This window comes from Polynucleobacter sp. MWH-Braz-FAM2G, from assembly GCF_018687635.1.
Taxonomy (GTDB): Bacteria; Pseudomonadota; Gammaproteobacteria; order Burkholderiales; family Burkholderiaceae; genus Polynucleobacter.
In genome coordinates this window covers 1,143,948-1,157,242 of record NZ_CP061300.1, presented here as the reverse complement: position 1 = coordinate 1,157,242, position 13,295 = coordinate 1,143,948, and the positions used below count along the sequence as shown (strand labels likewise).

The following is a 13,295-nucleotide window of genomic DNA, read 5'->3' as shown; positions in this document are numbered from 1 at the left end:
AACTAATATGACATTCGATCCATCTACATTATTCGCCGTCTTCTTTTACGGTTTTGCAGGCTTGCTTGTCATTTCTGCATTGCGTGTGATTACAGCTCGCAATCCCGTTCATGCCGCACTATTTTTGGTGTTGTCTTTCTTCTGTGCGTCCGGACTTTGGATGTTACTTAAGGCCGAATTCTTAAGCTTGGCTTTAATTCTGGTTTATGTTGGCGCGGTGATGGTCTTGTTCCTTTTCGTGGTGATGATGCTAGATCTGGATTTAGAGCATTTACGTCGCGATTTTAAAAAGTATCTGCCTGTTGCCTTTTTGATGGGTGCGGTAGTCGTTCTAGAGTTATCAATTGTCATTATTCGTAGCTTTATTGGTACAAATGCACCTGTGCAGCCTATGCCAGAAGAGATGATGGCAAACAATACTCAAGCTTTGGGTATGTTGATATTTGTAGATTATGTTTACGCATTTGAAGTTGCTGGTGTGATTCTCTTGGTAGCCATCATTGCCGCAGTTGCGTTGACATTACGTAATCGTAAAGACTCTAAATCACAAAATATTCACGAGCAGGTTAACGTACTTGCCTCAGATCGTATGCGTGTTGTGAAGATGGATGCAGATATGGCGGCAAAACAAGATGCAAGGGGAGAAAAGAAATGAATATCACTCTTGCTCATTACTTAGTGCTTGGAGCAATTTTGTTTGCTACCAGCGTGGTTGGCATTTTCCTAAATCGTAAGAATGTCATCGTATTGCTGATGGCGATTGAATTAATGCTGCTTGCGGTAAACATGAACTTTGTAGCCTTCTCACACTACTTGGGAGATATGGCGGGTCAGGTATTTGTATTCTTTATTTTGACTGTGGCGGCCGCAGAAGCGGCCATTGGTTTGGCAATTTTGGTTGTTCTCTTCCGTAAGGTAGACACCATTAATTCCGAAGACCTTGACCACCTAAAGGGCTAGTCATGCAATTGACATTAAACATTCCTGTTCTCTGCGCAATACCTTTGGCGCCACTCGTTGGCTCCATCATTGCTGGTTTCTTTGGCACCAAATTGGGTGGAAATCGTATTGGTCATGGCGCAAGTCAGTTTGTCACCATATTGGGTGTAACCATTGCATTTGTGTTGTCATGCAATGTATTGGCTCAGGTCATGGATGGCTTCTATTTCAACGGAACCGTTTATCGTTGGATGCAGTTAGGCGAGCTTAATTTAGATATTGGCTTCTTGATTGATCCACTCACGGCAACGATGATGTGCGTAGTGACTTTTGTGTCGCTGATGGTGCATATTTATACAATCGGCTATATGCAAGGTGAAGAAGGTTACAACCGCTTCTTCTCCTATATTTCCTTGTTTACCTTTGCCATGCTGATGTTGGTCATGAGCAATAATTTGTTGCAACTCTTCTTTGGTTGGGAAGCAGTGGGTGTGGTTTCATACCTATTGATTGGTTTTTACTTTGAGCGTCAATCTGCAGTATTCGCAAATATGAAGGCTTTCTTGGTCAATCGTGTTGGCGACTTTGGCTTCATTCTTGGTATCGGCATTTTGCTGGCTAGTACAGGCTCAATGCAATATGACGTCATTTTTTCTCAGAATTCTGCCTTAGCGGCTCAAATGCTTCCAGGTACAAACTGGAATTTGATGACTGTTGCCTGCATTTGCCTATTTATTGGCGCCATGGGTAAGTCTGCTCAGTTCCCATTGCATGTATGGTTGCCAGATTCCATGGAAGGACCTACGCCAATTTCTGCGTTGATCCATGCGGCAACGATGGTTACCGCTGGCATCTTCATGGTGACCCGCATGTCACCACTGTTTGAGCTTTCCGATACTGCATTAAGCTTTATTTTGGTCATTGGTTCTATTACAGCGCTTTTCATGGGCTTTCTTGGTATTGTGCAAAACGATATCAAGCGCGTTGTTGCCTATTCCACCTTATCCCAGCTTGGTTATATGACAGTTGCTTTGGGTGTGTCCGCATACCCAGTAGCGATCTTCCATCTAATGACCCATGCATTCTTTAAAGCTTTGTTGTTCCTCGCTGCTGGTAGCGTCATCCTCGGGATGCATCATGAGCAGGACATGCGCAAGATGGGTGGCTTATGGAAATATATGCCAATTACATGCTTAATGATGTTGCTTGGTAACTTGGCGCTGATTGGAACACCGTTCTTCTCTGGTTTCTATTCAAAAGATTCCATTATTGAAGCGGTTGCTGCTAGTCATATTCCAGGTTCTGGCTTTGCCTACTTTGCTGTAATGGCCAGCGTATTTGTGACAGCCTTATATTCATTCCGTTTGTATTTCTATGTATTCCACGGTAAAGCACGCTGGGGTCATGCTGACGCACATGCTCATGATCATCACGAGCATGCCGAGCAGGGCGATGATCATGCGCACCATGGATTAGCTCCCGGTGAGAAGCCACATGAGTCTCCTTTGGTGGTGACATTGCCACTAATCCTCTTGGCGATTCCATCGGTAATTATTGGCTTCTATACAATCACTCCGCTATTATTTGGCACCTACTTTGGCGACTCAATATTTATTGATTTAGCGCGTCATCCAGTAATGAAGGAATTGGCTGAAGAGTTCCACGGACCAGTTGCCATGGCAATACATGCATTCACATCACCTGTATTGCTTTTAGTGGTCCTTGGGGTACTTACTGCAGCGATCGGTTATCTATGGGCACCCAAGTTGCCAGAAAAAGTTGCGCAGACCTTTGCTCCTATTAAAAAGCTCTTTGATAATAAATACTACCTCGATGAAATCAATCAAGCAGTCTTTGCAAAAGGACTTATCTGGATTGGCAGCATCTTATGGCATCGCGGTGACCAAAAGGTTATCGATGGCTTCTTTGTTAACGGCAGCGCTTATACAGTTGGACGCTTTGCCGGAGTAATTCGTCATTTGCAATCCGGTTATCTGTATCACTACGCCTTCGCAATGATTGCGGGCTTAGCGGTGTTATTAGCTTGGGTTTTGTACGCTTACCTGCCTTTTGTTCGTTAGGCCTTTGTAACTTAAGTAGCCACTATGATTCTTTCTTACGCCATCTGGATCCCAATTGTCTTTGGACTCATCATTTTGTTTTATGGGTCTGAAAAGCCAACTGCTGGAGTTCGCTGGTTAGCCCTTTTTGGTGCTGTCCTCGGCTTCATTGCCACTCTACCTTTGGTTCTGCAATTTGATATTGCCAATCCAGGCATGCAATTTGTAGAAAAACTAAGCTGGATTCCGCGTTATGACATTAACTATTATTTGGGGATTGATGGCATCTCTGTATGGTTCATCGTACTGACGGCATTTATCAATATTATTGTGGTGATTGCTGCATGGGAAGTGATTGATACCAAAGTCTCTCAATACATGGCCTCATTCATGATCCTTTCTGGATTAATGATTGGTGTATTTAGTGCTCTGGATGCTTTGTTGTTTTACGTTTTCTTCGAAGCAACGCTTATTCCGATGTACATCATTATTGGTGTATGGGGTGGTCACAACCGAATTTATGCGGCATTCAAGTTCTTCTTGTATACCTTGCTTGGCTCCTTGTTAACTTTGGTAGCCATGCTGTATCTATACAACGTTACTAATACCTTTGATATCTTGGCCTGGCAAAATGCGCGCTTAGATATCGTTGAACAAATTTTATTGTTTGCAGCATTCTTTATGGCATTTGCGGTCAAAGTGCCAATGTGGCCTTTGCATACTTGGTTGCCAGATGTTCACGTTGAAGCGCCAACGGGTGGTTCTGTGGTGTTGGCTGCCATTATGTTGAAGCTAGGCGCTTATGGTTTCTTGCGTTTCTCGCTCCCAATTGCGCCTGATGCAAGTCAATATTTAGGCCCATTTGTTATCTTCCTCTCATTGGTTGCAGTGATTTATGTCGGGGCTGTTGCTTTGGTCCAGAAGGACATGAAAAAACTGGTCGCCTATTCATCTGTGGCTCACATGGGTTTTGTGACTCTAGGCTTCTTCCTCTTTAGTCCATTAGGTATTGAAGGCGGCATTGTGCAGATGATCTCGCATGGCTTTGTTGCTGGCGCGATGTTCCTCTCTATTGGGGTGCTTTATGACCGTATGCATACCCGTCAAATCGCAGATTACGGTGGTGTAGTGCATCGTATGCCTGCGTTTACTGCCTTTGCAGTCTTGATGGCAATGGCTAACTGTGGATTACCTGCTACATCAGGATTCGTTGGTGAGTTTATGGTGATTTTGGCGGCGGTAGATTATGACTTTGTTATTGGCATCCTAGCCGCGACTGCTCTAATCTTGGGTGCGGCATATTCCTTATGGATGGTAAAGCGAGTATTTTTTGGTGCAGTCAACAATGCACACGTTGAGGAGCTAAAAGATCTCAACGGACGTGAATATTTCATGATGGTGGTGTTAAGTATCTGTGTGATTGGCATGGGCGTTTATCCAAAGCCGTTCACTGACATCATTCATCCAGCTGTGATTAACCTACTACAGCATGTTGCTGTTAGCAAACTCTGAGTAAGCGCAAATGCAAGCATTCGACCTATACGCCATCCTGCCGGAACTTGTTTTACTCATTGCAACCTGCTTGTTGTTAGTTGCAAGTGTTTATGTTCGTGAGAGAGTTGTATCAACTCCAGGTGTGGAACAAGATATTTTCCATACTCCACGTGGAGTTGGTTTCGTTTATTTCTTCTCGATCATTCTATTGGTATATCTAATTTTTGCATTTGTTGGTCGCATGGGAGATCCTGCCTTAGTGGCTATGAATGGATTATTCCAATCAGATCCTTTCTCAAACCTGCTGAAAACATGCTCATGCATAGCCGTGTTGATTAGCCTGATTTATTCCAAACAATATTTGATGGATCGAGCTTTGTTCCGTCCGGATTTCATTGTTTTGGCGTTGTTAGCCCTGCTGGGTCAGTTTGTTTTGATTTCGGGTGCTAATCTCTTAACTCTATACCTTGGCCTTGAATTAATGGCCTTGCCTACCTATGCCTTGGTTGCAATGCGTCACAATAGGGAAGAGAGTGTAGAGGCTGGTATCAAATACTTTATCTTAGGTGCTTTGGCTTCTGGCTTTTTGCTCTACGGTATGTCTATGTTGTATGGAGTAACTGGTTCATTAGACCTCATTGAGATCTTTAAAACCGTAGCCGATCCTCGTATTAATCATTTGGTAATGGCTTTTGGTTTAGTATTCATTGTTGCTGGATTGGCATTTAAATTAGGGGTGGTGCCATTCCATATGTGGGTGCCAGATGTGTATCAGGGTGCGCCAACGGCGGTTACTTTGATGATTGCTGCAGCACCTAAATTGGCTGCCTTTGCCTTATTGTTCCGCTTACTAGTGAACACCTTATTGCCATTGTTGGGTGATTGGCAACCCATGCTGGTTTTGCTGGCGGTGTTATCGCTAGTGGTTGGAAACGTTACGGCAATTGCCCAAACTAACGTTAAGCGGATGCTTGCATATTCTGCGATTGCGCAAATGGGCTTTGTGCTTTTGGGCATGTTGTCCGTGTTTGACGATCATGCATTTAGTGCTGCCATGTTCTATGCAATTACCTATGTGCTGACTACATTAGGCACTTTCGGATTGCTAATGGTTTTATCGCGCAAAGGTTACGACTGCGAGACCTTAAACGGTCTTAAAGGACTTAATAAGAAACATCCTTGGTTTGCATTTATTGGTTTGGTGATGATGTTCTCACTGGCTGGTATCCCGCCAACGGTTGGATTTGCTGCTAAGTTAGGTGTTTTAGAAGCCTTAGTTGATTCTGAGCATACTTTCCTTGCCGTAATCGCTGTAATGGCTTCATTGGTCGGCGCTTTTTACTATCTCAGAGTTGTTAAGGTTATGTATTTTGATGAGCCAGAACACGAGATAACCGTATCGGGCTCTGGTTTTGCTAAGGGAATCCTTAGTCTAAATAGCATTTTGGTACTAGCCATAGGCATTGTTCCTGCAGGTTTAATGAGTCTTTGTTTGGATGCAATGCGTCGTACTTTGCTTGGTTCATAACAAATACCAAATACCGCTATAAAGGCTCCGAAAGGAGCCTTTATTGTTTAAGAAGCAACCAATCTGACATCTTCTTTTTGTAAGATTAATTTATTCAAAATTACCAAACTATTGAGCGTGATTAATGACTGAAAAATCATTTGACGATTTACCAAGCGGTGATGATCATCTGCGTGAGAGGCGTGTTTCAGGCGAAGACATTTATGGCGGCATCTTTCTAAACATGAAGCGAGATAAAGTCGCTATGCCTGATGGTCAAGAGGCGATACGTGAATATCTTACGCATCCTGGCGCGGTTGCTATCCTTGCCATCTTGAATGATGGCAGGGTAATTTTAGAGCGCCAATATCGTTATCCAATCGCTAAAACTTGTATAGAAATTCCGGCTGGAAAATTAGATCCCAATGAAGAGCATTTGATTTGCGCTAAACGAGAGTTGGAAGAAGAAACGGGATATACGGCAAAAAAATGGGGCTTTATTCGACGCATTCATCCAGTAATCTCGTACTCAACAGAGTTTATTGATATCTATTTGGCAGAAGATCTAGTTCCAGGCAATAGTCATCTTGATGAAGAAGAGTTTTTAGATGTGTTCGCCGCACCCTTAGAGCAGTTAATTGCATGGGTTGAAGAAGGCGTGATTACTGATGTCAAGACAACAATTTCAGCCTATTGGCTTGATCGATATCGTCGGGGGCTAGTGAAAGCCACCCCAATAGAATAGGGTGTATGTAAACCCGTTTAAAATGATGGTATTGAATTTATCATTTTTGCCCCTATATACCTTTCATGAAAGTTTATAACTTAGCCTGCCCATTAGATCATCGCTTTGAAGGTTGGTTTGCCTCGGAGGAAGATTGTCTTGCTCAGCAAGATAAGGGCATTCTTGCGTGTCCAGTTTGTGACAGTACGGATATCACTCGTATGCCATCAGCACCGCATATTGCTAAGTCTGGCTCAACTGAATTGACTGCCCCAAAGTCGGAATCTGACAACCTATCTGGAGGTGTTGTTGCGCTTACCGGTAGTGATCATTCTCAGTTAGAGGCTCAAGTTCAGGCAGCATTCTTAAAGGGAATGCGCGAACTGATGGGTCGATCAGAGGATGTTGGAGATGCATTTGCTGATGAGGCCAGAAAAATCCACTACAAAGAATCTCCAGAAAGAAGTATTCGAGGACAGACAACCTTGGATGAAGCTGAGGCTCTAAGAGAAGAGGGTATCGATGTGTTGTCGATGCCAATGATTCCCGCTCTAAAAAATACTTTGCAATAACAGTTGCTTCAATTTAAACAAATAAAAAAGCGATCCGAAGATCGCTTTTTTTATATTCAATTGCAGATGATCGAAAGGCTTACTTAGAGGTAGGCATGACAAACTCTGCGCCCTTAGCAATGCTTTCAGGCCAACGTTGCATGACACTCTTTTGTTTAGTATAGAAACGCACACCTTCCTTACCGTATGCGTGCATATCGCCAAAGATGGATTTTTTCCAACCGCCAAAGCCATGCCATGCCATTGGTACTGGAATAGGCACATTGATACCAACCATGCCGACTTGTACGCGACGGGCAAATTCACGGGCTATATTGCCATCGCTAGTAAAGCATGCAACACCATTGCCAAACTCGCAAGAATTTACAAGGTTTAAAGCCTCTGTAAAGTTTGCAACACGTAAGCAAGACAAAACGGGTCCAAAGATTTCTTCTAAATAAATCTTCATGTCTGGTGTGACATTATCAAAGAGGGTGCCCCCAATAAAGAAGCCATTTTCACAACCAGGAACTTTTAGGCCGCGACCATCAACCAGTAACTTTGCGCCAGATGCTACGCCGCTATCAATATAACTAGTGATACGCTCAAGAGCTGCTTTAGTAACGATAGGGCCCATTTCGGCATCCAGTTCCATGCCATTTTTTACTTTGAGTGTTTTGGTCCGCTCAATTAATTTTGGAATGATCTTATCCGCTACATCGCCCACTAATACTGCTACAGAAATCGCCATACAACGTTCACCAGCAGAACCATATGCCGCGCCAACCAATGCATCAATTGCCTTATCAATATCAGCATCTGGCATGATGACCATGTGATTCTTTGCGCCACCCAATGCTTGGGAGCGTTTGCCAAAATGTGCACAACGTTCGTAAATATAGTTAGCGATAGGTGTAGAACCAACAAAGCTCACCGCTTTAACATCCGGGTTCTCAATTAATGCATCAACCGCTTCTTTGTCACCTTGAACAACGTTGAATACTCCATCAGGCAATCCGGCTTCCTTGAGGAGTTTGGCCATATACAAGGATGCTGAAGGATCAGTTGGACTTGGCTTTAATACAAAGGTGTTACCACAAGCAATGGCCATTGGGAACATCCACATTGGCACCATGACTGGAAAGTTAAAGGGGGTAATACCAGCGACAACCCCTAAAGGCTGGCGCATTACCCAGTTATCGATATCGGTTGAAACTTGCTCTGTGTAGTCGCCCTTGAGGAGCTCAGGTATGCCTGTGGCAAATTCAACAATCTCAATTCCGCGGGTTACTTCACCTTGGGCATCGGTAAATACTTTGCCGTGCTCAGCGGTAATAATGGCAGCCAACTCATCGCGGTTGGCATTTAACAACTCAAGATACTTAAACAGAATACGAGCACGACGTAATGGGCTTGTTTGGCTCCAAGATTCAAATGCTTTTTGGGCTACTGCCACTGCATTATCAACTTCCTTGCGGCTTGCGAGCGCGACGCGGCGAGCTACAGTGCCTTTAGTAGGGTTGAAAACGTCGGCAAAGCGACCATCTTTTGGATTAACCACATTGCCGCCAACATAATGGCCAATATCTTCTTTTGATTCAAAGGCTTGAGGTGCGTTCATAGTCTCTTGTATTGAGTAATTTAAGGTTTTTGGTAAAAAAAGTCACTTGGCCTGATGGCCTGCATAACTTCGCTGTCTCGTTTATTCTGCTTTTTTAAGTATTCTATCGCTTTATGACTTTTTTCGTATTTTTGACCTATTTTTCGGCTTTTTAAGGCATTCCATGAGTCTTTTATTTTCAAATTACACCCTCAATTCTCCGCGCGGCCCGTTAGAGTTGGCGAATCGCATTGTGGTGGCTCCAATGTGCCAATACTCCGCAAAGAATGGCGAAGCCACGGACTGGCACTTAATGCATTGGGGAAATTTACTCAACAGCGGGGCTGCTCTTTTCATTATTGAAGCTACTGGGGTTAATCCAGAGGCCAGAATTACGCCCGCCTGTCTTGGTTTGTGGGATGACCGGACGGAGGCGGCGCTTAAGGATAAGTTGAGTCGTGCGCGAGCCTTAGCACCATCTATCCCTGTTTTCATCCAATTAGCGCACGCTGGACGCAAGGCATCTAGCGCAACACCCTGGGATGGCGGTCAATTGCTAGACAAAGATCATGGTGGTTGGGAAACTCTTGCTCCATCGGCAATACCTCAGTTGGAAGGTGAGCGTTTGCCCCATGAATTAAGCAAGGATGAATTAAAGCAACTGATCCAAGATTTTGTTAGCTCTGCTCAACGTGCGGAAAGAATTGGTATAGACGGTATTGAACTGCATGGAGCTCATGGCTATCTATTGCATCAGTTTTTATCTCCAATCGCTAATCAACGCACTGATGAATACGGCGGCTCATTTGAAAATAGAATCCGCTTTCCTTTGGAGTTGTTTGCAGCAGTAAGAGCGGCTTATCAGGGCGTATTAGGCATTCGAATTTCTGCTAGTGATTGGATTGAGGGTGGCTGGACACCTCAAGAGACTGCTGATTTTGCAAAGCGACTCAAGCCCTTGGGTTGTAATTTTGTCCATATTTCATCTGGAGGCATCTCTCCCAAGCAAAAGATTGCTATTGGTCCAAATTATCAAGTGCCTTTTGCAAGAATTGTTAAGGATGAGTCTGGTCTACCAACCATGACAGTAGGTCTCATTACTGAGCCACAACAAGCTGAAGATATTTTGCAAGCGGGTGATGCAGATCTGATTGCTCTAGCTAGAGCATTTTTGTATAAGCCACGCTGGGCCTGGGAGGCTGCTGCAGAATTAAATGGCATTGTTAGTGCTAACGAGCGTTATTGGCGTTGCTTGCCACGTGATGCACAGTCAGTGTTTGGTAATGTAAAAATTGGTCAACGCTAATTATTTAGAAAATCGAGATTGGATAACGAATGAATCTTCCTTCAATTTTTCGTAGGTTTACTTTTTTTGCCACGCTTTTTGTTGTAGGTCTTGCTGTAGCGCAACCTTTCCCTGATCGCCCGATTACATTGGTTGTGCCAAATCCTCCAGGTGGTCTTGTGGATACTTCAGCGCGTTTATTGAGCGAGCCTTTAACCCGTGTAATTGGTCAGCCCGTTATTGTGGATAACAAGCCCGGTGCGAGCGGCAATACTGCGTATCAATATGTTGCTAAAGCTAAACCAGATGGCTACACCTTGCTGATTTCATATTCTGGTTATCACGTTGGCAATCCTGCTTTGTTTGAAAAACTACCCTGGGATCCCATTAAAGATTTTTCTCCTGTAGCTTTGCTAACAGTTTCAACAAACGTTATCGCGGTTCATCCTTCGGTCCCTGTAAATAATCTCAAGGAGTTCATTGCATACGCAAAGGCTAACCCCGGTAAGTTAAATTACGCGTCTCAAGGTAATGGATCGGTATCGCATATTGGCACGGAGATTTTTAAGCAGACTACTGGTGTAGATATGGTTCATGTGCCCTATAAGGGCTCTGGTCCTGCTATTCAGGATGTTTTGGCTGGTCAAGTGCAAGTATTCATTAGCACGCCACCATCCGTAATGCAGCATGTTCAAAGTGGCAAACTCAAGGGGCTAGCGGTTACAGGTAAGAATCGTCACCCTGGAATGCCAAACGTGCCTACTACCGCTGAAGCGGGGTTACCGTCATTTCAGTTGGAATCCTGGGTTGCTTTATATGCGCCTGCTGGCACACCTGCACCAGTTATTTCAAAACTAACTAACTCAGTGAAGCAAAGTTTGGCGTTGCCTGAAATTAAAGAGCGTTCAGATGCTGCGGGTGTAGAACTGCGTTATCTTAATCCAGCGCAAACTGACGCTTTATTGAAGAAAGAAATTCCCTATTGGGGTAAAGCTATTAAGGCTGCAAATATTACGCTTGATTAAATAGGTTTTAAGCCTGATCCCGCAAAACGGGGTCAGGTAATGCTAGCGCAAACGCCCTAGCGGCACTGAGTAAAAAATGGTCTTTGCCTAGGCCTGCTATGAGCTGAATGCCAACGGGTAGACCATTAGGACCATTGCCCATATTAATGTTGATGCATGGTAAACCCAGTAGGGTCCATCCTCTGCAAAAAATTGGATCTCCCGTGCCATCCTTAATATTTGGTGCCTCACCGGTGGCGCTTGGGGCAATCAAAATATCAATCTCATTGCTGAATAACTCAGCCATTGATGCTCTGGCTCTATTGGCAAACTGCAAATCTTTAGCGTATTGCTCATAGCTAATTTGCGCACCTTCAATTAATTGCTTGCTGAGTTGCGCGCTTAATTTTTTGGGATAGTGAAAATGCTCGAACGCTAGGCTACGAGACATCTCAGAGAGCATGATTCGAGATTGAGCTTGGGCAAGTCCGTCACAAGTCTTCGGTAATTTCTGATCTGCAACAGCTCCTTTAGAGATAATTTCAGCCGCATGACGAGCAACAGCAAGCGCTGTAGCTGTCTCTTTATTTGCAAGTGACCAATTTGATGTTTTGCAAATAGCAATACGTGGCTTATTGTGCAAAGCTTCAATTTTTGCAAGGCGATGATCGCCGCTCATTGCGGCAACGCCTAAACCAACATCTTCAATAGTTCTTCCGAAGCATCCCATTGTGTCTAGCGTAATGGAAAGACTTTTGATGCCGGCAATACTCACTTTGCCAAAGCTTGGCTTAAAGCCAACAATGCCGCAAAAGGATGCTGGACGAATAATAGAGCCTGCCGTTTGGCTGCCCGTGGCAAGTGGCACCATAAAATCAGCAACCGCGGCTGCAGAGCCGCTGGAGGATCCGCCTGGTGTGTGCTTGGAATGATGCGGATTAGTGGTAACGCCACTCTTAAAAGTAGCAAACTCTGTAGTAACGGTTTTGCCAAGAATAATGCCACCGGCTTGGCGCATCAGCGCTACAGATACGGCATCAGCGCTAGGGTAATTGTTTGCATAAATGGGGGATCCATAGGATGTCGGTAGATCGTAGGTGTCATATAGATCCTTTACTCCAATTGGAAGCCCATGCAATAAACCCTGAAAAGCACCCTTATCAAGCGCTCTAGCTCTTGAGAGGGCGTTTTCTTTGCCTAGGCTAGCCCATGCTTTCACAATGCTTTCTTTTTGACCTATACGGTCTAAACAGGAGAGCAATAGATTTGTCGCCTTAATTTCTCTTTTGGCGAGTGCTTTAATGGCTTGGGTGGCGCTGAGGCTTTCGAGATCTTTCATTACATTATTCTACTTATGGTGGCGTATGATCGCAATTTAAGATTAATGTTCTTGAAATTTGTTTGAAGATAAGTAAAAAGATGAAGCAACATACTGTTCGTGAAGCATGGCTAGAAGACGCAGTTCGGCACTTAGAGCCAGTATTTTCAAAGGCTGGATATGCGATACCCCCAGTTAGAGTTTCTTGCGGATTTCCAGCCTCTAGTAGCCCGAGAACAACGCTCGGTCAATGCTGGCCACGTGAACGTTCGGGAGGGGGTGTCAATGAGATTTTTATCTCTCCAAAATTGGATGAGCCTGTGCAGCTTTTAGACACCTTGGTTCATGAGCTTTGTCATGCGGTAGATGATTGTTTTAGCGGTCATGGCGAGGATTTCAAAGGCATTGCTCAAACGGTTGGATTAGAGGGTCCAGCCAGAATGGCACATGCTACCGAGGAGCTCACTGTAAAGCTAATGATGATTAGCCAAGAATTAGGCCCATACCCGCATCAAGCGATTGTTTTCCCGCCACCACGACCCAGCAATGCAAGTCGCAGCAAGGCAAAGTGTGGACAATGTGGCTACGAGGTCACGCTCCTCAAAAAATGGGCTAGCTATGGTGCTCCAATATGCCCCAAGGATAATGTGCGCATGATTGAGGCTATGCCAGAGACAATTGAAACCACATCTGACTACGATAGCGAATCAGTGGAAAAGGGCGGCAAAAAAGTTCCTGATGACATTCGACGCGCCATAAGCTAGACATTTGTAAAATTCTAAATATTTCAAAATAAAACGAGACAGGTTATTC

Annotated in this window: 12 protein-coding genes; 10 read left to right on the top strand and 2 right to left on the bottom strand. The window is 44.3% G+C overall.

Features of this window, described 5'->3' with window-relative positions; translation table 11 throughout:
* Window positions 1–7: 7 nt before the first annotated feature.
* From FD973_RS06050 to FD973_RS06020, 7 genes are all read left to right on the top strand, one after another.
* A complete protein-coding gene (locus FD973_RS06050; protein ID WP_215322442.1) occupies window positions 8–655 on the top strand; it encodes an NADH-quinone oxidoreductase subunit J in 648 nt (215 codons plus the stop codon).
* Window positions 652–960: an NADH-quinone oxidoreductase subunit NuoK gene (nuoK, locus tag FD973_RS06045; RefSeq protein WP_215322441.1), complete on the top strand. Its 309-nt coding sequence runs from the start codon at window positions 652–654 to the stop codon at window positions 958–960. Before FD973_RS06050 ends, nuoK begins: the two co-directional genes overlap by 4 nt.
* A 2-nt stretch (window positions 961–962) precedes the next feature.
* Window positions 963–3,020 carry an NADH-quinone oxidoreductase subunit L gene (gene nuoL, locus FD973_RS06040; RefSeq protein ID WP_215322440.1) on the top strand — a complete coding sequence of 686 codons (2,058 nt, stop codon included), beginning with the start codon at window positions 963–965 and terminating at the stop codon, window positions 3,018–3,020.
* A gap of 24 nt (window positions 3,021–3,044) precedes the next feature.
* Window positions 3,045–4,511 carry an NADH-quinone oxidoreductase subunit M gene (locus tag FD973_RS06035; protein ID WP_215322439.1) on the top strand — a complete coding sequence of 489 codons (1,467 nt, stop codon included), beginning with the start codon at window positions 3,045–3,047 and terminating at the stop codon, window positions 4,509–4,511.
* 10 nt (window positions 4,512–4,521) lie between these two features.
* Window positions 4,522–6,021, top strand: coding sequence for an NADH-quinone oxidoreductase subunit NuoN (nuoN, locus tag FD973_RS06030; RefSeq protein WP_215322438.1), 1,500 nt, complete (start codon window positions 4,522–4,524; stop codon window positions 6,019–6,021).
* A 124-nt stretch (window positions 6,022–6,145) separates the two neighbouring features.
* Complete coding sequence (locus FD973_RS06025; RefSeq protein ID WP_215322437.1) at window positions 6,146–6,745, top strand: NUDIX domain-containing protein; 600 nt, start codon at window positions 6,146–6,148, stop codon at window positions 6,743–6,745.
* 65 nt (window positions 6,746–6,810) lie between these two features.
* Window positions 6,811–7,296, top strand: a complete 486-nt coding sequence (locus FD973_RS06020; protein WP_215322436.1) for a DUF1178 family protein — start codon at window positions 6,811–6,813, stop codon at window positions 7,294–7,296.
* A gap of 79 nt (window positions 7,297–7,375) precedes the next feature.
* Here the strand turns inward: FD973_RS06020 and FD973_RS06015 are convergent, their stop codons facing one another.
* On the bottom strand, window positions 7,376–8,896 hold the full coding sequence (locus FD973_RS06015) for a CoA-acylating methylmalonate-semialdehyde dehydrogenase (RefSeq protein ID WP_215322435.1): 1,521 nt from the start codon (window positions 8,894–8,896) through the stop codon (window positions 7,376–7,378).
* A 163-nt stretch (window positions 8,897–9,059) separates the two neighbouring features.
* Here FD973_RS06015 and FD973_RS06010 point away from each other — a divergent pair, with 163 nt between their 5' ends.
* Window positions 9,060–10,181 (top strand): NADH:flavin oxidoreductase/NADH oxidase, encoded by a 1,122-nt coding sequence (locus FD973_RS06010; RefSeq protein ID WP_215322434.1) that lies wholly within the window; start codon window positions 9,060–9,062, stop codon window positions 10,179–10,181.
* Between the two features lie 29 nt (window positions 10,182–10,210).
* Complete coding sequence (locus FD973_RS06005; protein WP_215322433.1) at window positions 10,211–11,185, top strand: tripartite tricarboxylate transporter substrate binding protein; 975 nt, start codon at window positions 10,211–10,213, stop codon at window positions 11,183–11,185.
* Between the two features lie 7 nt (window positions 11,186–11,192).
* Here the strand turns inward: FD973_RS06005 and FD973_RS06000 are convergent, their stop codons facing one another.
* On the bottom strand, window positions 11,193–12,503 hold the full coding sequence (locus tag FD973_RS06000) for an amidase (protein WP_215322432.1): 1,311 nt from the start codon (window positions 12,501–12,503) through the stop codon (window positions 11,193–11,195).
* 80 nt (window positions 12,504–12,583) lie between these two features.
* Between FD973_RS06000 and FD973_RS05995 the strand changes: the two genes are divergently transcribed.
* Window positions 12,584–13,246 carry a SprT family zinc-dependent metalloprotease gene (locus FD973_RS05995; protein WP_215322431.1) on the top strand — a complete coding sequence of 221 codons (663 nt, stop codon included), beginning with the start codon at window positions 12,584–12,586 and terminating at the stop codon, window positions 13,244–13,246.
* The last annotated feature ends 49 nt before the right edge of the window (window positions 13,247–13,295 follow it).